The sequence below is a fragment of the Pseudomonas sp. AA-38 genome (genome assembly GCF_029457475.1).
Classification (GTDB): domain Bacteria; phylum Pseudomonadota; class Gammaproteobacteria; order Pseudomonadales; family Pseudomonadaceae; genus Aquipseudomonas.
Window position 1 is genome coordinate 2105200 of sequence record NZ_CP120359.1, and the last position, 22652, is coordinate 2127851.

A 22652-nucleotide genomic window follows, 5' to 3' on the forward strand; every position below is an offset into this window, starting at 1 on the left:
AAACGACTTGACAGAAAGAAAGGCTGCTGTAGAATGCGCGGCCTGGTTGAGGCGAGAGGCTTAACCAACTGTTCTTTAACAACTGAATCAAGCAATTCGTGTGGGTGCTTGTGAGGTAAGCCTGATAGTCGACAGATTATCAGCATCACAAAGCAACACTCGTGAATTCGAGAGTTACTCTTTTAAGTAAGAGATTTGCGATTGCTGAGCCAAGTTTAGGGTTTTCTCAAAACCCAAGCAGTATTGAACTGAAGAGTTTGATCATGGCTCAGATTGAACGCTGGCGGCAGGCCTAACACATGCAAGTCGAGCGGATGAGAGGAGCTTGCTCCTTGATTTAGCGGCGGACGGGTGAGTAATGCCTAGGAATCTGCCTGGTAGTGGGGGATAACGTTCCGAAAGGAACGCTAATACCGCATACGTCCTACGGGAGAAAGCAGGGACCTTCGGGCCTTGCGCTATCAGATGAGCCTAGGTCGGATTAGCTAGTTGGTGAGGTAATGGCTCACCAAGGCGACGATCCGTAACTGGTCTGAGAGGATGATCAGTCACACTGGAACTGAGACACGGTCCAGACTCCTACGGGAGGCAGCAGTGGGGAATATTGGACAATGGGCGAAAGCCTGATCCAGCCATGCCGCGTGTGTGAAGAAGGTCTTCGGATTGTAAAGCACTTTAAGTTGGGAGGAAGGGTTGTACGTTAATACCGTGCAATTTTGACGTTACCGACAGAATAAGCACCGGCTAACTTCGTGCCAGCAGCCGCGGTAATACGAAGGGTGCAAGCGTTAATCGGAATTACTGGGCGTAAAGCGCGCGTAGGTGGTTCGTTAAGTTGGATGTGAAAGCCCCGGGCTCAACCTGGGAACTGCATCCAAAACTGGCGAGCTAGAGTACGGTAGAGGGTGGTGGAATTTCCTGTGTAGCGGTGAAATGCGTAGATATAGGAAGGAACACCAGTGGCGAAGGCGACCACCTGGACTGATACTGACACTGAGGTGCGAAAGCGTGGGGAGCAAACAGGATTAGATACCCTGGTAGTCCACGCCGTAAACGATGTCAACTAGCCGTTGGAATCCTTGAGATTTTAGTGGCGCAGCTAACGCATTAAGTTGACCGCCTGGGGAGTACGGCCGCAAGGTTAAAACTCAAATGAATTGACGGGGGCCCGCACAAGCGGTGGAGCATGTGGTTTAATTCGAAGCAACGCGAAGAACCTTACCTGGCCTTGACATGCTGAGAACTTTCCAGAGATGGATTGGTGCCTTCGGGAACTCAGACACAGGTGCTGCATGGCTGTCGTCAGCTCGTGTCGTGAGATGTTGGGTTAAGTCCCGTAACGAGCGCAACCCTTGTCCTTAGTTACCAGCACCTCGGGTGGGCACTCTAAGGAGACTGCCGGTGACAAACCGGAGGAAGGTGGGGATGACGTCAAGTCATCATGGCCCTTACGGCCAGGGCTACACACGTGCTACAATGGTCGGTACAAAGGGTTGCCAAGCCGCGAGGTGGAGCTAATCCCATAAAACCGATCGTAGTCCGGATCGCAGTCTGCAACTCGACTGCGTGAAGTCGGAATCGCTAGTAATCGTGAATCAGAATGTCACGGTGAATACGTTCCCGGGCCTTGTACACACCGCCCGTCACACCATGGGAGTGGGTTGCTCCAGAAGTAGCTAGTCTAACCTTCGGGGGGACGGTTACCACGGAGTGATTCATGACTGGGGTGAAGTCGTAACAAGGTAGCCGTAGGGGAACCTGCGGCTGGATCACCTCCTTAATCGAAGACATCAGCTTCTTCATAAGTTCCCACACGAATTGCTTGATTCATAGTCGAAGACGATGCTGTAACGCGACCCTGTTATAGGTCTGTAGCTCAGTTGGTTAGAGCGCACCCCTGATAAGGGTGAGGTCGGCAGTTCAAATCTGCCCAGACCTACCAATTGCTTGGTGCAGAAGATTACGGGGCCATAGCTCAGCTGGGAGAGCGCCTGCTTTGCACGCAGGAGGTCAGCGGTTCGATCCCGCTTGGCTCCACCACTCTCGCGCGTTGCGGTAGAAGGAAAGAGTTCAGAAATGAGCGCTTCAGGGTAGACCTGGTGAGTGCTGATTTCTGGTCTTTTGACCGGTAGAAACATCGTTCTTTAAAAATTTGGATATGTGATAGAAGTGACTGATTGATTGCTTTCACTGGCAATTGATCTGGTCAAGGTAAAATTTGTAGTTCTCAAGACGCAAATTTTCGGCGAATGTCGTCTTCACGATTGAGACAGTAACCAGATTGCTTGGGGTTATATGGTCAAGTGAAGAAGCGCATACGGTGGATGCCTTGGCAGTCAGAGGCGATGAAAGACGTGGTAGCCTGCGAAAAGCTTTGGGGAGTCGGCAAACAGACTGTGATCCAGAGATGTCTGAATGGGGGAACCCACCTAGGATAACCTAGGTATCTTGTACTGAATCCATAGGTGCAAGAGGCGAACCAGGGGAACTGAAACATCTAAGTACCCTGAGGAAAAGAAATCAACCGAGATTCCCTAAGTAGTGGCGAGCGAACGGGGACTAGCCCTTAAGTTGATTTGAGTGTAGTGGAAGGCTCTGGAAAGTGCCGCCGTAGTGGGTGATAGCCCCGTACACGAAACGCTCTTATCAATGAAATCGAGTAGGACGGGGCACGAGAAACCTTGTCTGAACATGGGGGACCATCCTCCAAGGCTAAATACTACTGACTGACCGATAGTGAACCAGTACCGTGAGGGAAAGGCGAAAAGAACCCCGGAGAGGGGAGTGAAATAGAACCTGAAACCGTATGCGTACAAGCAGTGGGAGCCTACTTTGTTGGGTGACTGCGTACCTTTTGTATAATGGGTCAGCGACTTATATTCAGTGGCGAGCTTAACCGAATAGGGGAGGCGTAGCGAAAGCGAGTCTTAATAGGGCGCTTTAGTCGCTGGGTATAGACCCGAAACCGGGCGATCTATCCATGGGCAGGTTGAAGGTTAGGTAACACTGACTGGAGGACCGAACCGACTACCGTTGAAAAGTTAGCGGATGACCTGTGGATCGGAGTGAAAGGCTAATCAAGCTCGGAGATAGCTGGTTCTCCTCGAAAGCTATTTAGGTAGCGCCTCGTGTATCACTGCTGGGGGTAGAGCACTGTTTCGGCTAGGGGGTCATCCCGACTTACCAAACCGATGCAAACTCCGAATACCAGCAAGTGTCAGCACGGGAGACACACGGCGGGTGCTAACGTCCGTCGTGAAAAGGGAAACAACCCAGACCGTCAGCTAAGGTCCCAAAGTTATGGTTAAGTGGGAAACGATGTGGGAAGGCTTAGACAGCTAGGAGGTTGGCTTAGAAGCAGCCATCCTTTAAAGAAAGCGTAATAGCTCACTAGTCGAGTCGGCCTGCGCGGAAGATGTAACGGGGCTCAAACCATACACCGAAGCTACGGGTTCATCCTTTGGATGAGCGGTAGAGGAGCGTTCTGTAAGCCTGTGAAGGTGAGTTGAGAAGCTTGCTGGAGGTATCAGAAGTGCGAATGCTGACATGAGTAACGACAATGCGAGTGAAAAACTCGCACGCCGAAAGACCAAGGTTTCCTGCGCAACGTTAATCGACGCAGGGTGAGTCGGCCCCTAAGGCGAGGCAGAAATGCGTAGTCGATGGGAAACGGGTTAATATTCCCGTACTTCTAGTTACTGCGATGGAGGGACGGAGAAGGCTAGGCCAGCACGGCGTTGGTTGTCCGTGTTTAAGGCGGTAGGCTGGTTTCTTAGGTAAATCCGGGAGATCAAGGCCGAGAGCTGATGACGAGCGTTCTTTTAGAATGCGAAGTGGTTGATGCCATGCTTCCAGGAAAAGCTTCTAAGCTTCAGGTAACTAGGAACCGTACCCCAAACCGACACAGGTGGTTAGGTAGAGAATACCAAGGCGCTTGAGAGAACTCGGGTGAAGGAACTAGGCAAAATGGCACCGTAACTTCGGGAGAAGGTGCGCCGGTGAGGGTGAAGCATTTACTGCGTAAGCCCATGCCGGTCGAAGATACCAGGCCGCTGCGACTGTTTATTAAAAACACAGCACTCTGCAAACACGAAAGTGGACGTATAGGGTGTGACGCCTGCCCGGTGCCGGAAGGTTAATTGATGGGGTTAGCGCAAGCGAAGCTCTTGATCGAAGCCCCGGTAAACGGCGGCCGTAACTATAACGGTCCTAAGGTAGCGAAATTCCTTGTCGGGTAAGTTCCGACCTGCACGAATGGCGTAACGATGGCGGCGCTGTCTCCACCCGAGACTCAGTGAAATTGAAATCGCTGTGAAGATGCAGTGTATCCGCGGCTAGACGGAAAGACCCCGTGAACCTTTACTATAGCTTTGCACTGGACTTTGAGCTTGCTTGTGTAGGATAGGTGGGAGGCTTTGAAGTGGGGACGCCAGTTCTCATGGAGCCATCCTTGAAATACCACCCTGGCAACCTTGAGGTTCTAACTCTGGCCCGTCATCCGGGTCGAGGACAGTGTATGGTGGGTAGTTTGACTGGGGCGGTCTCCTCCCAAAGAGTAACGGAGGAGTACGAAGGTGCGCTCAGACCGGTCGGAAATCGGTCGTAGAGTATAAAGGCAAAAGCGCGCTTGACTGCGAGACAGACACGTCGAGCAGGTACGAAAGTAGGTCTTAGTGATCCGGTGGTTCTGTATGGAAGGGCCATCGCTCAACGGATAAAAGGTACTCCGGGGATAACAGGCTGATACCGCCCAAGAGTTCATATCGACGGCGGTGTTTGGCACCTCGATGTCGGCTCATCACATCCTGGGGCTGAAGCCGGTCCAAGGGTATGGCTGTTCGCCATTTAAAGTGGTACGCGAGCTGGGTTTAGAACGTCGTGAGACAGTTCGGTCCCTATCTGCCGTGGACGTTTGAGATTTGAGAGGGGCTGACCTTAGTACGAGAGGATGGGTTGGACGAACCTCTGGTGTTCCGGTTGTCACGCCAGTGGCACTGCCGGGTAGCTATGTTCGGAAGAGATAACCGCTGAAAGCATCTAAGCGGGAAACTTGCCTCAAGATGAGATCTCACTGGAGCCTCGAGCTCCCTAAAGGGCCGTCGGAGACTACGACGTTGATAGGTTGGGTGTGTAAGCGCTGTGAGGCGTTGAGCTAACCAATACTAATTGCCCGTGAGGCTTGACCATATAACACCCAAACAATCTGCCCTCGTGCAGAGGGTGTCGATGGTGAAGTCGACAGAAAGCCGAAAATTTGCAAGAACTACAAAGCCTCTATCACGTATCCAGGGGATAGCGTCTAACGACGAGATCCCAACCGAATTGCTTGACGACCATAGAGCGTTGGAACCACCTGATCCCATCCCGAACTCAGTAGTGAAACGACGCATCGCCGATGGTAGTGTGGTGCTTCACCATGTGAGAGTAGGTCATCGTCAAGCTCCTATACGAACGCCCTGATCAGGTAACTGGTCAGGGCGTTCTTCTATGTGCGCGAAAAATGGCAGGTGGCGGTGAGAGTCCCGGAGTGCCGGCCAGATCATCGTCAAGCTCCTATACGAAACCCCAGATCGCCAACGCGGTCTGGGGTTTCTTCTTTGCGCCGGGAAAAGCCGAAGCCTGGCGTAGGGTGCGCTGTGCGCACCGATGCTCCGGGTTTATGGCCATGGTGCGCGCGGCGCACCCTACACTGATGTGCAGCGGGAAAGTCTGATACGGCGGGTGGTGAATCAGTAGGAGCCCGCTTGCAGGCGAAGAGGTGAGGCCGGGGCACATCGCCGGCAAGCCGGCTCCTAAAGCCATGTAGGGTGCGCTGTGCGCACCGAAGCACCGGGGGCATGGGCCATGGTGCGCGCAGCGCACCCTACGCTGACTGCGCAATGAAAAGGCCACCTAGAAGGTGGCCTTGGTGTGGCTGGGGCGCTGATCAATCGCCGCGATATTCGCAGCCGCTGGTGCAGGTCTCGTGGATTCGCACGCGTGACAGTTCGGGCAGCAGGGGTTTGACCTGTTGCCAGATCCACTTGGCCAGCACCTCGCTGGTGGGGTTTTCCAGGCCAGGGATGTCGTTGAGGTAGTTGTGATCAAGTTGCTCGTAGATGGGCTTGAAGATTGCCTTGATCTCGGAGAAGTCGCGTATCCAGCCGGTATGGGGATCCACCTCGCCTTCGATATGCAGGGCCACCCGGAACGAGTGGCCATGCAGGCGACCGCATTTGTGGCCTGCGGGGACATGGGGGAGGCGATGGGCCGCCTCGAAGATGAATTCCTTGAACAGTTCCACTGTGTTGCGCTCGGCTTGCCATGATCGTTAGGGCGCGCAGTTTAACAGTTCTTGCCCATCGGCCGGGCAGCCTGTGAGCTTCAGGAAGGCGCACAGTCGCCTCAGCTCATAGTGGTTGCAAGCGAGTCGCGAGCTGGCCGCTTTCCACCAGTTCGAGAAATTCGTCACCCAGGCGTTCACTTTCGGCCATGGCCTGCCGCCAGTAACGTTCGCGACCTGCATCGTCGCCGAGATAGCGCTTGAAGTCGCGACGATCCGGCAGCTTGCCATGGGGCAGGCGCGCCAGGTATTGCGCAGAGGGGGCAAGCAGCACCACGTTCTGCAGATGCCCAGGCGTGCTGCGTCGCCAGGGAATGCCCTTGTCGAACCAGCCCGGAATCACCCGGTCGGTGAAGTGCGGGTAGAGCACGATGTCGTCACCGCTGTAGGGCAGGTCGAGATGATAGTCGAGCAGGCCGCCATCGCGGTAGGCGCCCGGCTGCAGACCGGGAATCTCACGGATGGCTTCCATGACCATGGGGATCGATCCGGAAGCCATAAGGGCGTGGCGCAGGTTGTCGGCCGTCAACACGTGAAAGTGCGAGGTAAAGTCCTGAAGTCGTGCCAGGGGCGGTAGCTGGCGGGCGTCATGCAGAATCACCCGCTCGAAATGGCGCGCCAAGCGTTGTCGGGCCAGCAGGTTGTTACCTATCACCGAGGACAGCCCGAGGCTGAGCTTGCCACGATGATCGTGTTGCAAGAGGCCCTGACTTCTCACCACGACGACATGCAGGCGGTAGTGGGCATTGCCGATGATGTCGGCATCCTGATCGGCCAGTAGCTCATCCAGCATGCGCCGACAAGTGCTTGACACTTCGGCCATGCTCACGCCCTTGGCGAAGCGTTGCGAGGTGTAGAGTTCACCGAGTCGGCGAATGCCCTCGGCTGGGTCGGGCAGACAGGCGCTGGCGAAACGCCAGGAGCCGATGGAGGCGCCGATCAGCGCCCGTTCACGCGGCGCCCGGGCCAGCCAGTCGCCGAACAGCGCCAGATCCAGCCCCTGAATGCCCAGCCCTTTGGGCCCGCCTGCGGCGCCCGGCAGAATGCCGACATCCGCTGGGCTCAGGCCTTGCTCGCGGATGCGGGCCAGGGCCTTGCTGCCGGCCTTGATGGTCAGGGCGGGGGCTTTGATATGGATTGCGCTCATCATCATCTCCATCGATGCAAGCTGGCGATTATAGAGCCCTGTGAAGCAGGGCCAAGCGACTTCAGTGGCTGAATGACGCACCTGTGCGAGACAGCATTCAGCTTGAATTAAGTGCCATTACCTACAGTGGTGGCCGTACAGTTTTCTTTGCTGGAGTCTACTCATGAATCGATTGCTCAGTGTTCTGGCCTTTGCCACGCTTGCTGGCGCCGCTACCATTGCCCAGGCGCGCGATCTGGCACCGGATGAGGCGCAGCGACTGCAGGATGCCGGCACCATCAAAACCTTCGAGCAGCTCAATGAACTGGCGCTGGCCCAGCACCCCGGGGGCAGTATCAGGGAAAGCGAGCTGGAAGATGAATACGGTCGTTACATCTATCAGGTCGAATTGCACGATGCCAATGGCGTGCAATGGGATCTGGAACTCGATGCCAGTAGCGGCACCATACTGAAGAACCACCAGGACGACTGATGAACATGCGTACCTTTGCCATCCTCATGCTGCTGAGTGGCGTGCTGCTCAGTGGCGTGAGCCTGGCGCGTGATCTCGACCAGGACGAGGCCCTGCGCCTGCGCCGGGAGGGGGTCATCCTGCCCTTCGAGCAGATGATGAAACGGGTGGATCAGCATTATCCTGGCTCCACGCTGCTGGAGGCCGAACTCGAGGAGGAGGACGGTGTACTGGTCTACGAAGTGGAGATTCTCACGCCGCAGGGTGTGGTACGCGAGCTGGAACTGGACGCGCGTGACGGACGCGTACTGAAGGACGAGGAAGATGACTGATGCGCCTGTTACTGGTTGAGGATCATGTGCCCCTGGCCGATGAGTTGAGTGCGAGCCTGACCCGCCAGGGGTATGCCGTGGATTGGCTGGCAGACGGCCGCGATGCCGCATACCAGGGCGCAAGCGAACCCTATGACCTGATCATTCTGGATCTCGGTCTGCCGGGCAAACCTGGGCTCGAGGTGTTGCAGGAGTGGCGTGCCGGCGGCCTGACCACCCCTGTACTGGTGCTCACCGCGCGCGGTTCCTGGGCCGAGCGCATCGAGGGCCTGAAAGCAGGGGCCGACGATTACCTGACCAAGCCCTTCCACCCGGAAGAACTGGCCTTGCGCATTCAGGCCCTGCTGCGCCGTGCCCATGGCCTGGCTAACCAGCCGCAACTGGAGGCGGCCGGCCTGCAACTGGACGAAAGCCGCCAGTGCGTGACCGCTGGCGGGCAGCGCATCGATCTGACGGCCGCCGAATTCCGGCTGCTGCGCTATTTCATGCTGCACCCTGGGCAGATCCTGTCCAAGAGCCACCTGGCCGACCACCTCTACGATGGCGAAACCGAGCGTGATTCCAACGTGATCGAGGTTCATGTCAATCGTCTGCGCGGCAAGCTGGGGCGCGAAGTCATCGAAACCCGGCGCGGCCAGGGCTACCGCTTCAGCGGAGAGCGTGGGTGAGGTCGATTCAGCGGCGCCTGAGCCTGGGCCTGGCGGCCGTGTTGTTGCTGGTTGGCCTGGCCCTGGCGCAGGCGGGCTTGTGGGTGTTCGACCGTGGTTTGCGCGCTTACCTGGAGGAAGATCTGCGCGACGAAGCGCAGGGCTTGCTGGCCGCTCTGGTGCGTGGCCCGGCGGGCCTGCAACTGGATGAACGGCGCCTCGACCCGTCCTTCCAGCGGCAGTTCTCCGGCCATTATTTCCGCATCGATTTCACTGATCACAGTTGGCGCTCACGCTCGTTGTGGGATCGTGAGTTGCTCAAGCCTGCAGGCCCTGGCATGCACGATGGTCTCAGCGATGGGCCGCAAGGGCAGCGCCTGCTGGTGTACCGCGCCGACTACCGGCGTTACGGGGAAAACCTGTCGATCAGCGTGGCGCAGGACTACGCGCCGATCCTGCAGGGCTTTCGCCGCATGCAGTGGCTGGGCCTAGGGCTGGGGGGCGCCGCGCTGGTGCTGATCCTGATTGCTCAGCGCTACACGGTGCGGCGAGCCCTGAAGCCTCTGGAGCAGGTGCGCCAGCAGATCGCCCAGTTGCAGCAAGGCCAGCGCAGCGAGCTGGATACCCAAGTGCCTGAAGAGCTGGAGCCCCTGGTGGCGCAGATCAACCACCTGCTGGCCCATACCGAGGACACCCTGAAGCGCTCGCGTAACGCCCTGGGTAATCTGGGCCATGCCCTGAAAACCCCGTTGGCCGTGTTGATCAGCCTGGCCGGGCGCGAGGAATTGGCGGCCCATCCGGCCTTGCGTGCCACGTTGCGCGAACAGCTCGAACAGATCGAACAGCGCCTGAGCCGCGAGCTGGGCCGTGCGCGCCTGGCAGGGGAGGCACTGCCAGGCGCGCGCTTCGATTGTGCCCAGGAACTGCCAGGGCTATTCGCCACCCTGGCGATGATTCATGACCATGGCATCGAACTGGACTGGCAGGCACCTGCCGGCCTGGTGGTGCAGCGCGATCGCGAAGACCTGCTGGAGCTGCTCGGCAATCTGCTGGACAACGCTTGCAAATGGGCCGATGGCCAGGTGCGCCTGGCGTTACAGGAGACGCCTGGCAAGCTGCTGATCCATGTCGATGACGATGGCCCGGGCATCGAACCGCAGCGCCGTGAGGAGGTGCTGGGGCGGGGCACGCGCCTGGACGAGCAAGTCGCCGGGCATGGCCTGGGGCTGGGCATCGTGCGCGATATCGTCGAAGCCTGGGGTGGCTCCATCACCTTGCAGGACAGCCCGCTGGGCGGGCTGCGTGTGGCCATCGAGCTGCCGAGCCGCTAACAGGCTGTTGAAAAACTACCTACGTTGCCATTGCTGCGTTAAAAACAGGCTCGTGCGCGAGTCCGATCAAAATGCTCATTTACAGCTCGTAAAGTCGAGCGCGACCCCGGTCGTTTTTCGCCTGTTTTTGCGGGGCCGCCATCGGTATTGCACTGGCTGCCTCGGCTCGGGCTTCCTGCTTCGCTCTACCTCCTGCATCCATGCAGTCGTCGCATACGTTTTTCAACGGCCTGCTGAGCGTCCTTACATGCCGTTGGCGAACGCCGGGTTGTCGAAGCCTATGGCAGCGCGTACCGGCTGCAGAGCATGGGCGTAGCGCACCAGCACATCGAGGGCATAATCGGCGCGCTCGTGGATGCGCTGATCGGCTTCGTCCTGCGCCTGTGGTGCATTCAGCACCTTCTCCACCTGGCGCACGATCAGGTGTTCGGGCAGATAGCAGAGGCGGCAGTTCTTGTAGCTGGAGGCGCGCAGCTCGCTGATCGGGTAGGCGCCACCGATACCCGAGGAAACGCCCACCAGCAGCCCCGGCTTGTGCGCCAGTTCCGCCTTGCTGGCGTAGAGGAAGAAGTTCTTGATTGCCGGACAAGCCATGCCGTTCCACTCCGGCGCAACGATCACCAGGGCATCGGCTGCCGCCAGTTGCTGGCGATAGAGCTCCCAGGGACCGGCGTCTTCGGCGGGCCAGAGTGGCAGCGGCGCCAGACCCAGGTCGATGATGCTGCTCGATTCCTGGGTGGTATGACCCATTTCGATCAGACGCTGCCGCAGAAAACGTGCGACCTTCCCCGACTGGCTGTTGTTACGGCTGGAGCCGGCGACCAAGGCGATATTGAGCATGCTGCTTCCCTCAAAAAAAGAACGCAGGCTAGGCCATTGACCGCCTGCGCTGCAAGGGAGGCGCTGCCAGATCAGGGATGATCTGGCGTCATACGCGGAACTGATCCATCAGACCCTGCTGGTGGTTGGCCAGCCGATTTAGGTTCTGGCTTACCTGGGCCGATTCGCCTGCCTGTGCGGTAATGGCTTCGGTGACATCGCGAATCGCGGCGACGTTGCGGTTGATCTCTTCGGCGACCGAGCTTTGCTCTTCGGCCGCGCTGGCGATCTGCAGATTCATGTCTGTGATCACGCTTACCGCCTGGCTGATGCGCTGCAGCGCGGCGACCGCCTTTTGTACCTGATCGACACTGCCCTGGGCCTGGTGATAGCTGCTTTGCATGGTGCTGACTACTTCGCGGGTACCGTTTTGCAGGCTTTCGATGACCTGGCGGATCTCTTCGACCGAACCCTGGGTGCGCTGGGCCAGGTTGCGTACCTCGTCAGCCACCACAGCGAAGCCTCGACCTGCCTCGCCTGCGCGTGCCGCCTCGATGGCGGCATTGAGTGCCAGCAGGTTGGTCTGCTCGGCGATGGCGCGAATCACTTCCAGCACCGAGCCAATCTTTTCGCTGCTGCTGGACAGGCCTTCGACCTCTTGCATGGCAACATTCATCTCGTTGGCCAGCAATTCGATGCTGCTCGTGGTCTTGTCGACCTCCTGCTGGCCTTCGCGGCTGGCCTGATCGGCACCGCGTGCCGCCTCAGCTGCCTGCGCTGCATTGTGGGCCACGTCATGAGCCGTGGCGCTCATTTCCTGGAAGGCGGTGGCAACCTGATCCACCTCGCGGTACTGCTGCTGCATGCCCGCGCTGGTCTGGCTGGCGATGGCCGCGGCCTGGTCTGCGGTGCTGCGCGCATCGACGACGCTGTTCTTGACGTCGGCGATGATGGGCTGGAGCTTGTCGAGAAAGCGGTTGAACCAACCGGCCAGCTCACCCAGCTCGTCGCGTTTGGCATAGCTCAGGCGGCGAGTGAGGTCACCTTCGCCGCTGGCAATGTCCTTGAGCATCGCGGCCACACTGAGAATGGGCCGGGTCACGCCGCGTGCGGTCAACCACATCAGCAACAGACCGGCGACCATAGCGCCAAGACCGAGCAACAGGGCGAACAGGCTGTCGCTGGCGCGACGTTCACTCAGTTGGTTGCCGAGTTGAATGGCTCGCTCCAGCAACACGGGCTTGGGCACTTCGAGCAGCACGCTCCAGGGCTTGGCTTCAGGGATTGGTCGGAAGGGGCTCAGCTCTCGCAGCGTATTGCCGTGATCGAGTTCAGCAGCGTTGCCGTTCTGCACCAGTTGACGCAATTGATCGGCTTGCTCCGGGTACGCGCGTTCCACCGGCAGGCTGAGCAGGCTGGCATTGCTGCTGTGGCCGACCAGCAGGGCAGAGGGGCTGAGGATGCTGACGTGGCCCTGGCCCTCGTAAAGCTCGCGATTGGCCTCCAGGCTGATCTTCTGCAGGCTGTCGAGGCTGATATCCAGGCCCATCACACCAATGACCTTGCCATCCTGCTCCAATGGGAAGGCGATGCTGGTCATGAGGATGCGCTGTCCCGCCACGTCGTCGTAATAGGGTTCGAGCACGCAGGCCTGTCGGGTCTCGCGAGGGCAGGTGTTCCAGGCGTTGTAGGGCACGCCGTTGTCGCCGAGGGTACTATCCGCCAGTAGCGACTCGGGCATTGCCTCTGAGTTCAACTGGCCCGGTGTCGGCTGAGACCAGTACAGCGAAAAGCGCCCGACATCGTTGCTGCCCAGGTTGAGCTGATCAATGAAGAGTTCGTCCTTGCCGTCCAGCGCATTGGGTTCAAACACCAGGTACAGGCCGAGTAGGCTGGGGTTGGCCTCGAGGCTGGTGCGTACCTGGCGGGTTAGGTCTTCACGTAGATCGTAGGCGTCGAGAAAGCGTTTATTGGCCTGCTCACGCAGGAACAGGATCTGCCTGGAGACGCCTTTGCCGTACTGGTAGGCATCCATGAAATAGCGCTGGATGCGAATGGCCTGCAGGTCGGCACGTGCCTTCAGGCGCAGCTTGGCGCTTTCCTCCAGCATGGTGGAGCTGGCGTCCTTGACCAGCATGGCGCTGCGACTGGACTGGTACTGCGATGCGCCGACCAGTAGCGTGACGATGGCCAGCAGGCAAAGCCCAGCCAGCAAGGTGATTTTCCACTGGATAGAAAGGCGACTGAAGGGCATGAGCAGGCTACTTCCGGGGTTGGGATAAGAGAGGTGTCGGCGTGTATTGAACAATTCTTGAGCGAATCTGGACGTTTTTTCAGCGACAGGTTGTGGGGCGTTTGATTTTTATATCGCACGAGTTGATCAATATATCGAACGATCGCCGTTTTGACACGCTGATCCGCTTGCGGCAGAGTACGCGGTTTTTTGCGGTCGATGGCCGCGCGCTGAATAGCTGGAGACTTTTCATGAACGCAGTAATCGCGGCAGTTGGCGTCATGCTGGCCTTGAGCCTGTGTCGGGTTCATGTGGTGGTGGCGCTGATCGCCGGTGCGCTGGTCGGTGGCATGCTCGGTGGGTTAGGCGTTAACGGCACGCTGGCCGCGTTCAACCAGGGACTTGGTGGTGGCGCCAAGGTGGCGCTGTCCTACGCATTGCTGGGCGCCTTCGCCGTGGCCATTGCCAAGTCCGGCCTGGCTCATGCTCTGGCCGACAAGGCATTGAGGCTGGTCGACAGTCAGCACGAAGGTGGCGGTGCTGTGCTCAAGTGGGGCCTGATCGCGCTGCTGCTCCTGGTGGCTATCGCCTCGCAGAACGTTCTGCCGATCCATATCGCCTTCATCCCTCTGCTGGTGCCGCCACTGCTGTACGTCATGAGCCGGCAGCAACTGGATCGCCGACTGATCGCCTGCGTGCTGACCTTCGGCCTGGTCACGCCTTACATGTTTCTGCCCGTCGGCTTCGGCAGCATCTTCCTCAACGAAATCCTGCTGGCCAACGTCGCGCATGCCGGCGTCGACGTCAGTGGCGTGAGCATCACCCAGGCCATGGCGATTCCGGCTCTGGGCATGTTCTGTGGGTTGCTGGTCGCCGTGCTGTTCAGCTACCGCGGTAAACGCAGCTACGACCTGAAGAAGATCGAACAGGCCGAGCGGGTGAACGTCCAGTACAACCCCATGAGCCTGCTGGTGGCTGGCGTTGCCATCGCCGCTGCCTTCGTCGTGCAGCTCTGGCTGGACTCAATGATTATCGGCGCCCTGGCGGGCTTCGTGATCTTCTCGATCTCCGGTGTGGTGCGCTGGCGCGAGGCCGATGGCCTGTTCACCGAGGGTATGAAGATGATGGCCATGATCGGCTTCATCATGATCGCAGCGGCCGGCTTCGCTGCCGTGATGGAGGCGACCGGCGAGGTGAAGGCCCTGGTGAATGGCGCGGCCGAGCTGATCGGCCACAACAAGGCCTTGGGCGCACTGCTGATGCTGCTGGTGGGGCTGCTGGTGACCATGGGCATCGGCTCGTCATTCTCCACCGTGCCGATCATTGCCGCGATCTTCGTCCCGCTGGGCCTGCAACTGGGGTTCAGCCCTTTGGCCATCGTCAGTATCGTCGGCACGGCCGGAGCCTTGGGCGATGCTGGCTCGCCGGCGTCCGACTCCACCCTGGGGCCCACCGCCGGTCTGAACATCGACGGCCAGCACAACCACATCTGGGACAGCGTGGTGCCCACCTTTGTGCACTACAACCTGCCGCTGCTAGCGTTCGGTTGGGCCGCAGCTATGCTTCTGTGAGGGCATCTTCCGCGCTCGGATTTTCAGTCCATCAGGTCGCTTTCAAGTTCTTCAGCGGGGCTGCCGATACAAGCGCTAGCCCCGCTTTTTCATTGGCAGCATAAAGGACAACAAGAAATGCGCCTGACATTGAAAGCCAAGGTAATACTCCTGGCCCTGGTGCCGGTGATGCTCTTCGCACTGGTGCTCAGCGGTACCGCCGCCCAGGTGTTGCAGAGCCTGGCCGCCGACGAGGTGGCCGAGACCCGAGAGCGTTTGCTGCAGGAGAAGCGCACCGAGCTGCAGAACTACATCCAGATCGCCGTCGGGGCGGTGAAGAGCCTCTACGACAACGCCAGTCAGGGCGACATGGCCAGCCGCGAGCAGGCTATCGCCATTCTCTCGAAGATCAAGTACGGCACTGACGGTTACTTCTTCGCGCATGATTCCAACGTGGTGCGCCTGTTTCGCAGCGACAGCCCGGTGGACGTCGGCAAGAGCCTGATTGACCGGCGTGATGTGAACGGCGTTTACATCAACCGCGAGCTGGTCAATGTCGCCAAGAACAATACCTACTTCGTGAACTATTCCTCGCCGCTGCCGGGCAACGAGTCGGTGCAGGTGCCCAAGCTCGCCTACAGCTACTACCTGCCCAAGTGGGACATGGCGTTGGGTACTGCGCTCAATCTTGACGGTATCGAGGCGCAGATCGCCGAGGTGCAGGCAGCCATCGACAAACGCATCAGCACCATCATCACCAGTGTCGTCGTCGTGGCAGCGGTGCTGCTGGTGCTGGTCGGTATCGTCGCGGTGTGGTTGGGCAATGCCTTTCTACGGCCACTGGTGCAGATCAAGGCGAACCTCGATGACATCGCCGCGGGCGACGGTGATCTTACCCATCGCCTCCCCATTACCAGCCAGGATGAGCTGGGCGAGCTGTCCGGCTCCTTCAATCGCTTCGTCGAGAAGATCCATGGTCTGGTGCGGCAGATCGCCGAAATGACCGGCCAGCTCACCGACCTGGTCGGTCAGGTGTCCGCTCAGGCGCAGCGTTCCGAGCAGGCCATGGCGCAGCAGCGCCATGAAACCGATCAGGTGGCCACGGCGATCAACCAGATGTCGGCGGCAGCGCATGAGGTGGCCAAGAGTGCGCAGAACGCGGCCGAGGCTGCCCAGCAGACCGACCATGAAGGCCAGGAGGCCAAGCGCGTGGTCGACGGCAGCATCCAGAGCATTCATGCCCTGGTGGAGGATATCCGCAGCAGCGGCGCGTCGCTGGACAGCTTGCAGCAGGACGTGCAGTCCATCGTCAGCGTGCTCGACGTGATCCGTTCCATCGCCGAGCAGACCAACCTGTTGGCGCTCAATGCGGCCATCGAGGCGGCGCGGGCCGGGGAGGCCGGGCGCGGTTTCGCCGTGGTGGCCGACGAGGTGCGAGCGCTGGCCAGCCGCACCCAGCAAAGCACTCAGGAAATCCAGGGCATGATCGACCGCCTGCAGCAGGGCACCCAGGCTTCGGTCACGGCCATGCGCCGCTCCAGCGATGCCGGCGAGCTGACCAGCGAACAGGCGAACAAGGCCGGCGCCTCGCTGGATGCCATCGCGCAACTGATCGCCACCATCAACGCGATGAACGCGCAGATCGCCAGTGCGGCCGAGGAGCAGACCGCTGTGGCCGAGGAGATCAACCGCAGCGTGCACCAGATTGCCGGAGCGGTTGACAGCGTCGCCAGCGAGACGGAGCAGGGCGCGCAGACCGCGCGCAGCCTGGCTGGGCTAGGCGATCGCCTCAGCGCACTGGTGCGTCAGTTCCGCATCTGACGCCTATGGCCTGATCGAGCGGCCATGAAAAAGCCCGCAGTCGCGGGCTTCTTCATTTCTGTAGCAGACGTCAGACGATCACGCCCTGGCTGCGCAGGTAGTCGTCGTAGCTGCCACTGAAATCGGTCACACCATTGTCCGACAGCTCGATGATGCGCGTGGCCAGGGAGCTGACGAACTCACGGTCGTGGCTGACGAAGATCAGCGTGCCGGGATAGTTCTCCAGCGCCAGGTTGAGCGCCTCGATGGACTCCATGTCCAGGTGGTTGGTCGGTTCGTCCATCACCAGCACGTTGGGCTTCTGGCAGGCCAGCTTGCCGAACAGCATGCGGCCCTGCTCACCACCGGAGAGCACCTTGACCGACTTCTGGATCTCGTCGGAGGAGAACAGCATGCGGCCCAGGGCGGCGCGAATGTTCTGCTCGCCGCTGGTCCACTGACCCATCCACTCGAACAGGGTTTCGTCGGCCTCGAAGTCGTGGGCGTGATCCTGGGCGTAGTAGCCCACCTCGGCACTGTCGGTCCATTTCACCGCGCCGGCGTCCGGGGTCATCTCACCGACCAGGTTGCGTAGCAGGGTGGTCTTGCCGATGCCGTTGGGGCCGATGATGGCCACACGCTCGCCGGCCTCGATGGTGAAGCTGAAGTTCTTGAACAGCACCTTGTCGTCGAAGGCCTTGGACAGCTTCTCGACGGTGACCGCCTGGCGGTGCAGCTTCTTGTTCTGGTCGAAGCGGATGAACGGGCTGACGCGGCTGGACGGCTTGACCTCGGCTAGTTGGATCTTGTCGATCTGCTTGGCGCGGCTGGTGGCCTGCTTGGCCTTGGAGGCGTTGGCCGAGAAGCGGCTGACGAAGGTCTGCAGCTCGGCGATCTGCGCCTTCTTCTTGGCGTTGTCGGCCAGCAGTTGCTCGCGTGCCTGGGTCGCAGCGGTCATGTACTCGTCGTAGTTGCCGGGGAACAGGCGCAGCTCGCCGTAGTCCAGGTCGGCCATATGGGTGCAGACCGCATTCAGGAAGTGGCGGTCGTGGGAAATGATGATCATGGTGCTGTTACGCGCCGTGAGGATGTTTTCCAGCCAGCGGATGGTGTTGATATCCAGGTGGTTGGTCGGTTCGTCGAGCAGCAGCACGTCCGGGTCGGCGAACAGCGCCTGAGCCAGCAGTACGCGCAGCTTCCAGCCGGGGGCGACTTCGCTCATCGGGCCGAAGTGCTGTTCCAGCGGAATGCCCAGGCCTAGTAGCAGTTCGCCGGCGCGGGACTCGGCGGTGTAGCCGTCCATCTCGGCGAACTCGCCTTCCAGCTCGCCCACCTTCATGCCGTCTTCTTCGCTCATTTCCGGCAGCGAATAGATGCGGTCGCGCTCGGCCTTGACCTTCCACAGCTCCTCGTGGCCCATGATCACGGTGTCGATCACGTTGAATTCTTCGTAGGCGAACTGATCCTGGCGCAGCTTGCCCAGGCGCACGTTGGGTTCGAGCATCACCTGGCCGGCCGACGGCTCCAGATCGCCGCCAAGAATCTTCATGAAAGTCGACTTGCCGCAGCCGTTGGCGCCGATCAGACCGTAGCGGTTGCCGTTGTTGAACTTGACGGAAACGTTCTCGAACAGCGGCTTGGCGCCGAACTGCATGGTGATGTTAGCGGTGGAAATCAAAGGGCTTACCTATCAGTAACTTGAGGTGCGCTGTTGAACGGGGATACCGCTTCGAGCCTTGCAATCCCGGCCCGAACCGAGGAAGACGAACCTGCGCAGATGAGTGAGGGCTACGACCCTGCCGGCAGACGAGCCGTTGGGGCTGCTCGGCATGGGTGGATGTGTCGGGTATCGTGGCGCCATAGCCTGCTGGTACCCAGGGCGGCGTCTAGGCGCGCAATGGTATCACTTGGCATCTGTAACTTCAGCCACCGCGGCGCACAAGGGTAGGGTGCGCCGCGCGCACCATTGAACAAGGAAAACGGGACAGATTTACTTACTGCGAGGGCGACCACGCTACCAGCGGCGCCAGGCCGGGCATGTTGCTGTACAGATGGGAAGTACTCACTCCGTACAGAAGACTTCTGCTCGCCCGCGCAGTTGTCCCAAGCCGATACTGCCAGCCCCTTCGATCAAGGCCACGAACTGGCGCTGGCGCCTGGCCGAATGCTCGCTGGCCGGCAGGCCCAGCTCATCACGGCGCGAAACAGCACCCTCTGCATCTCACTGAGAAAGTCCAGGGTGTCGGCTGCGGCCCAGTCAGGTCGGGCGGCTCAGCGAGAGCCATTACGCAGGCGCATCAGCCCCCAGCCGACCAGCAGCACAGCCGCTGTGCCGGTCAGCAGGGCCGGCATCCGGCTATCCGCCGGGTTGCTGCGCCAGCCGCCGTCGATGCGCCGCTCTCCAGTCGCTGGCTGGAACAGGTTGCCGGTGGAGTGCGGCGTGCGTGGCCCGCGTTTCAGCGCGCTGCCCACCACCAGCCCGGAGAGCTGGGCGAAGCCCGGCAGGAGGAAGTGGCCGAGGCGCAGCAGGGTGGCGGCGAGCCCAACCGTGCGGCTCGGGCGGGGATCGAGGGCCAGTTCCACCATGGCCTCGGCGACCTGGCGCGGATCGTAGCGTGGTGGCGGCGGGCTGAGCTGGTGGCCGGTGAAGTTGGCGCCATCGCGAAAGCCGGGGGTGTCCATCACCGCTGGGTAGAGGTCGCAGATATGGATGTGCGGCCAGCGCACCAGTTCGCCGCGCAGCGCCTCGGTGAGCCCGCGCAAGCCGTACTTGGCGGCGGAATAGGCGGCCGCGTAGGGCTGGGCGACCCAACTGCCGAGCGACAGGGTGTTGATCAGGATGCCCGAGGTCTGCGCCTTGAAATACGGCAGCACGACATGGGCGCCGCGCAGGTAGCCGAGCAGGTCGGTCTGCACCACCTGCTCGTGAGCGTTCAGCGGAGTGTCCTCGAAGCTGCCCACCGCGCCGACGCCGGCATTGTTGACCCAGACATCGATGCGCCCATCGCCGAAGGCCGCGGCCTGTTCGGCCAGGTGCTGCATCGATTCGTTACGGGTGACGTCGGTAGGCACGGCCAGGGCGCGGGCACCGATTCGCTCGCATTCTTCGACGGCTGTGGCCAGTGCCGCTTCATCACGGGCCGCCAGCACCAGGCGCGCGCCATGCCGGGCGAAGGCATGGGCGGCGCAGCGGCCGATGCCGCTCGAGGCGCCGGTGATCACCACCAGTGCGTCGTTCAGTTGAACGCTTGCCATTGGATTCTCCTGCAGTCGGTGGAACGGGTTGGCGATGCGCCAATTGCCAGCGAGGTTGCGTAGCGCCAGTCGCTGGGCGATGGCTCCTGTAATGGGGACTGAGGAGCTTCGTAGGGAGTTCAGCCTGTTTTTGCTCTCGGCCGGGTCGTGGCCCGGAACCCCAGCGCCACTGGTGAGCGAGGCAAGGGGCAGGGCGGAAAACTCCCTGAACCTGGCTTTGCCTGCCCCTGTCCACTGCGCACATCGCCACTGAAACCGGCATGGGCTGGGAAACGAGGATTTCCCTCGACGTTGCTGATGACTGACGTGCTGCTCGGTGAGCCCCGAGGTGCCATGCAGGGCCACAGTGCGATGTCACGAGTCGAACCGTGTGTGCGCGGCCCTGGCGCCCGTGGTCGCCCGAGACTCTGCCTCGGGGGCGGGTATCGACTGACGATTGCAGACCTACCACGAGTGGAGAATGCTCATGAATAACGCTGATATCGAATCCTGCATCAAGGCCTGTCTGGACTGTGCCGTGACCTGTGACCGTTGCTTTGCCGCCTGCCTGAGCGAAGGCCAGGTGCAGATGATGGCCCAGTGCATCCAGCTAGATCGCGAGTGCTCGGAGGTGTGCCGCCTCGCGGCGTCGCTGATGGCCAGTGGCAGCGAGCTGGCAGCGTCTTTCTGTGGCGTCTGCGCCGAGATCTGCAGCCAATGCGGCGAGGAGTGCAGCCGGCATGAGGCCCAGCACTGCCAGGACTGCGCCAAGACCTGCAAGGCTTGCGCCGAGGCCTGTCGCCGCATGGCCGCCTGATGTCTGCCTGATGAGCCCTGCCGGAGCTCATGCTCATGCGTACGGCTGGCGCCTGGCAGTCGAGAGGGGCGCTGCGACCCGGGACGCGCCTCGGAGGGAGCGTGGAGGAATGCTTCAAGAGTCTGTTTTTCGCGGTGAGCATCGTACTGCTGCTCGGTGTGTTGTCGCGCCCACTCACACTTCATGGCCTGGCCACGCCTTTTCTCGCCCTGCTTGTGGTTTCCAGGCTGATGATCAGCTAGGGGCATCGTGCCGATGGTGGAGCGTTGGAACCCGGGTCACTGCCTGAGCCGGCAGTGGCCTTGCGGCCTCGACATGACCAATAATCGCCACCCGTCCCTTCACTGCCGGAGCCCCTGATGAGTGCCGTCCTGCCACCGCTGGTTCTATCGATCCAATCCCATGTCGCCTGGGGCCATGTCGGTAATGCCGCGGCGGTCTTCCCGCTGCAGCGCCTGGGCTTCGAGGTGCTGCCGATCCATACCGTGCAGTTCTCCAACCACACCGGCTACGGCCAGTTCCGTGGCCAGGTATTCGGCGCCGAGCACGTGCGCGAGGTGTTGCTGGGGCTGCGTGAGCGCGGCGTGCTGCCGCGCCTGTCGGCGGTGCTGTCGGGCTATCTGGGCGATGCCGACAGCGGCCGGGTGATTCTCGAAGCGGTCGGCGAGATCCGCCAGCACAATCCCGGCGTGCGCTACCTGTGCGACCCGGTGATGGGCGATGTCGGCCGGGGCGTGTTCGTCAATCCGGCGATTCCGGACTTTCTGCGTGACCAGGCGATTCCCTTCGCCAACATCATCACCCCCAACCAGTTCGAGTTCGAGCTGCTCACCGGCACGAAGCTGGGCAGCCTGCAGGAAGCGGTGAAGATCGCCCGGCAACTGCGTGGTCGTGGCCCGGATATCGTGGTGATCACCAGCCTGGCGACGCCGGATATCCCCGACAGCGAGCTGGGCACCTTGGCAGTCAACGGCGAGGGCGCCTGGCTGGTAAGCACCCCGCGCCTGGCCCTGCACCCCTTGCCCAATGGCATGGGCGACGTGTTCTCCGCCACCTTGCTTGGTCGCCTGCTGGCCGGGCAGGCACTGCCACAGGCTCTGGAACTGGCCACTGCGACGCTCTATGCCCTGGTTGAGCAGACTGCAGAAGGTGCGCGCGATCTGCCGCTGGTGGCGGCGCAGGAGCAGATCGTGGCACCGGCGCCGCGTTTCAGCGCACGGGCGCTGGGCTGAGCCGGTCTGCTTGATTCGGCCTGATCTTCATTCCCTTACCACCTTTACCGAGGAGATCTTTCATGAACCCCGTTTCCTTCGCACGCCAGCGCTACACCACCAAGGCCTACGATGCGACCCGCCAGGTGGAGCAGGCGAGCATCGATGAGTTGTTGGAGTTGCTGCGCCTGGCGCCGTCGTCGGTCAACTCGCAGCCCTGGCACTTCGTCGTGGCCAGCTCCACCGAAGGCAAGGCGCGCCTGGCCAAGGGCACTCAGGGTGGCTTCGTCTACAACCAGCCGAAGGTGCTCGATGCCTCGCACGTGATCCTGATTTGCACCCTGCGCGAGATGAGCGAGGCGCACCTGGCGGCGCTGCTGGAGCAGGAGGGCGCCGATGGCCGCTTCCGTGACGATGCCGCCCGTACCACCCAGCAGAACACCCGCAACAGCTACGTGAAGCTGCATCGCGAACTGGGCGACATGTCGCACTGGATGGAGAAGCAGGCCTACCTGGCGCTCGGCACGCTGCTGTTCGGCGCGGCCAGCCTGGGCCTGGATGCCACGCCGATGGAAGGCATCGATCGCGATGCCCTGGATGCCGAGCTAGGCCTGGCCGAGCGCGGCCTGCGCAGCCTGGTGATGGTCGCGCTGGGCTATCACAGCGAGAGCGATTTCAACGCCGCGTTGCCGAAATCGCGTTTGCCGGCCGAGCGCGTGTTCACCTACCTCTGAGCTTGTCTGCTGCGCTCAGTTACA

Annotated in this window: 15 protein-coding genes, 2 tRNA genes and 3 rRNA genes; 14 read left to right on the top strand and 6 right to left on the bottom strand. The window is 60.7% G+C overall.

What is annotated here, in order from left to right; translation table 11 throughout:
* Positions 1 to 245: 245 nt before the first annotated feature.
* The 5 genes from PVE35_RS09590 to rrf all read left to right on the top strand — a co-directional run bounded on the left by PVE35_RS09590 (position 246) and on the right by rrf (position 5441).
* Positions 246 to 1780, top strand: a 16S ribosomal RNA gene (locus PVE35_RS09590).
* An 85-nt stretch (positions 1781 to 1865) separates the two neighbouring features.
* Positions 1866 to 1942: transfer RNA gene (locus PVE35_RS09595), tRNA-Ile, on the top strand.
* 22 nt (positions 1943 to 1964) lie between these two features.
* A tRNA-Ala gene (locus tag PVE35_RS09600) sits at positions 1965 to 2040 on the top strand.
* Between the two features lie 257 nt (positions 2041 to 2297).
* Positions 2298 to 5187: ribosomal RNA gene (locus PVE35_RS09605) — 23S ribosomal RNA — on the top strand.
* Between the two features lie 138 nt (positions 5188 to 5325).
* Positions 5326 to 5441, top strand: a 5S ribosomal RNA gene (gene rrf / locus PVE35_RS09610).
* The 16S, 23S and 5S rRNA genes sit together here with 2 tRNA genes alongside, the layout of an rRNA operon.
* Positions 5442 to 5926: 485 nt before the next feature.
* Here the strand turns inward: rrf and queD are convergent.
* Together queD and PVE35_RS09620 are read right to left on the bottom strand one after the other, a co-directional pair.
* Positions 5927 to 6283, bottom strand: a complete 357-nt coding sequence (queD, locus tag PVE35_RS09615) for a 6-carboxytetrahydropterin synthase QueD (RefSeq protein WP_277374488.1) — start codon at positions 6281 to 6283, stop codon at positions 5927 to 5929.
* A 106-nt stretch (positions 6284 to 6389) separates the two neighbouring features.
* Positions 6390 to 7469 (bottom strand): patatin-like phospholipase family protein, encoded by a 1080-nt coding sequence (locus PVE35_RS09620; RefSeq protein ID WP_268177895.1) that lies wholly within the window; start codon positions 7467 to 7469, stop codon positions 6390 to 6392.
* 163 nt (positions 7470 to 7632) lie between these two features.
* On the opposite strand from PVE35_RS09620, the gene PVE35_RS09625 reads away from it, so the two are divergent.
* Genes PVE35_RS09625 through PVE35_RS09640 form a run of 4 tightly spaced genes read left to right on the top strand, consistent with a single transcriptional unit; the run spans position 7633 to position 10230 of the window.
* Positions 7633 to 7941, top strand: a complete 309-nt coding sequence (locus PVE35_RS09625) for a PepSY domain-containing protein (protein ID WP_277374489.1) — start codon at positions 7633 to 7635, stop codon at positions 7939 to 7941.
* Positions 7942 to 7946: 5 nt separating this feature from the next.
* Positions 7947 to 8252, top strand: coding sequence for a PepSY domain-containing protein (locus PVE35_RS09630; protein WP_268184327.1), 306 nt, complete (start codon positions 7947 to 7949; stop codon positions 8250 to 8252).
* Complete coding sequence (locus PVE35_RS09635) at positions 8252 to 8920, top strand: response regulator transcription factor (RefSeq protein ID WP_268177893.1); 669 nt, start codon at positions 8252 to 8254, stop codon at positions 8918 to 8920. Before PVE35_RS09630 ends, PVE35_RS09635 begins: the two co-directional genes overlap by 1 nt.
* A complete protein-coding gene (locus PVE35_RS09640) occupies positions 8917 to 10230 on the top strand; it encodes a sensor histidine kinase (RefSeq protein WP_268177892.1) in 1314 nt (437 codons plus the stop codon). The genes PVE35_RS09635 and PVE35_RS09640 overlap by 4 nt, the downstream gene beginning before the upstream one ends.
* A 243-nt stretch (positions 10231 to 10473) precedes the next feature.
* On the opposite strand, the gene PVE35_RS09645 is transcribed toward PVE35_RS09640, so the two are convergent.
* A complete protein-coding gene (locus tag PVE35_RS09645; RefSeq protein WP_277374490.1) occupies positions 10474 to 11070 on the bottom strand; it encodes an NAD(P)H-dependent oxidoreductase in 597 nt (198 codons plus the stop codon).
* Positions 11071 to 11158: 88 nt separating this feature from the next.
* Positions 11159 to 13303 carry a methyl-accepting chemotaxis protein gene (locus tag PVE35_RS09650; protein ID WP_277374491.1) on the bottom strand — a complete coding sequence of 715 codons (2145 nt, stop codon included), beginning with the start codon at positions 13301 to 13303 and terminating at the stop codon, positions 11159 to 11161.
* Between the two features lie 230 nt (positions 13304 to 13533).
* Between PVE35_RS09650 and PVE35_RS09655 the strand changes: the two genes are divergently transcribed.
* The gene (locus PVE35_RS09655; RefSeq protein ID WP_277374492.1) at positions 13534 to 14853 is read left to right on the top strand and encodes a Na+/H+ antiporter NhaC family protein; all 1320 of its coding nucleotides are present in this window, start codon (positions 13534 to 13536) and stop codon (positions 14851 to 14853) included.
* 117 nt (positions 14854 to 14970) lie between these two features.
* A complete protein-coding gene (locus tag PVE35_RS09660; protein ID WP_277374493.1) occupies positions 14971 to 16653 on the top strand; it encodes a methyl-accepting chemotaxis protein in 1683 nt (560 codons plus the stop codon).
* 70 nt (positions 16654 to 16723) lie between these two features.
* Here PVE35_RS09660 and PVE35_RS09665 read toward each other — a convergent pair whose 3' ends face one another.
* Both PVE35_RS09665 and PVE35_RS09670 read right to left on the bottom strand, forming a co-directional pair.
* A complete protein-coding gene (locus PVE35_RS09665; RefSeq protein WP_268177887.1) occupies positions 16724 to 18310 on the bottom strand; it encodes an ABC-F family ATPase in 1587 nt (528 codons plus the stop codon).
* Between the two features lie 593 nt (positions 18311 to 18903).
* A complete protein-coding gene (locus PVE35_RS09670; RefSeq protein ID WP_277374494.1) occupies positions 18904 to 19887 on the bottom strand; it encodes an SDR family oxidoreductase in 984 nt (327 codons plus the stop codon).
* 466 nt (positions 19888 to 20353) lie between these two features.
* Between PVE35_RS09670 and PVE35_RS09675 the strand changes: the two genes are divergently transcribed.
* The 3 genes from PVE35_RS09675 (at position 20354) to nfsB (ending at position 22628) form a co-directional block, all read left to right on the top strand.
* Positions 20354 to 20683, top strand: a complete 330-nt coding sequence (locus tag PVE35_RS09675; RefSeq protein WP_277374495.1) for a four-helix bundle copper-binding protein — start codon at positions 20354 to 20356, stop codon at positions 20681 to 20683.
* A 359-nt stretch (positions 20684 to 21042) separates the two neighbouring features.
* Entirely contained in the window at positions 21043 to 21915 is an 873-nt protein-coding gene (gene pdxY, locus PVE35_RS09680; protein ID WP_277374496.1) for a pyridoxal kinase PdxY, read from the top strand.
* A gap of 62 nt (positions 21916 to 21977) precedes the next feature.
* Entirely contained in the window at positions 21978 to 22628 is a 651-nt protein-coding gene (gene nfsB, locus PVE35_RS09685; RefSeq protein WP_268177883.1) for an oxygen-insensitive NAD(P)H nitroreductase, read from the top strand.
* The last annotated feature ends 24 nt before the right edge of the window (positions 22629 to 22652 follow it).

Coding starts and splice junctions, on each gene's coding strand:
- PVE35_RS09620 (WP_268177895.1), bottom strand. CDS start 7,469: ATGAGCGCAATCCATATCAAAGCCCCCGCCCTGACCATCAAGGCCGGC.
- PVE35_RS09625 (WP_277374489.1), top strand. CDS start 7,633: ATGAATCGATTGCTCAGTGTTCTGGCCTTTGCCACGCTTGCTGGCGCC.
- PVE35_RS09630 (WP_268184327.1), top strand. CDS start 7,947: ATGCGTACCTTTGCCATCCTCATGCTGCTGAGTGGCGTGCTGCTCAGT.
- PVE35_RS09635 (WP_268177893.1), top strand. CDS start 8,252: ATGCGCCTGTTACTGGTTGAGGATCATGTGCCCCTGGCCGATGAGTTG.
- PVE35_RS09645 (WP_277374490.1), bottom strand. CDS start 11,070: ATGCTCAATATCGCCTTGGTCGCCGGCTCCAGCCGTAACAACAGCCAG.
- PVE35_RS09650 (WP_277374491.1), bottom strand. CDS start 13,303: ATGCCCTTCAGTCGCCTTTCTATCCAGTGGAAAATCACCTTGCTGGCT.
- PVE35_RS09655 (WP_277374492.1), top strand. CDS start 13,534: ATGAACGCAGTAATCGCGGCAGTTGGCGTCATGCTGGCCTTGAGCCTG.
- PVE35_RS09660 (WP_277374493.1), top strand. CDS start 14,971: ATGCGCCTGACATTGAAAGCCAAGGTAATACTCCTGGCCCTGGTGCCG.
- PVE35_RS09670 (WP_277374494.1), bottom strand. CDS start 19,887: ATGGCAAGCGTTCAACTGAACGACGCACTGGTGGTGATCACCGGCGCC.
- PVE35_RS09675 (WP_277374495.1), top strand. CDS start 20,354: ATGAATAACGCTGATATCGAATCCTGCATCAAGGCCTGTCTGGACTGT.
- pdxY (WP_277374496.1), top strand. CDS start 21,043: ATGAGTGCCGTCCTGCCACCGCTGGTTCTATCGATCCAATCCCATGTC.
- nfsB (WP_268177883.1), top strand. CDS start 21,978: ATGAACCCCGTTTCCTTCGCACGCCAGCGCTACACCACCAAGGCCTAC.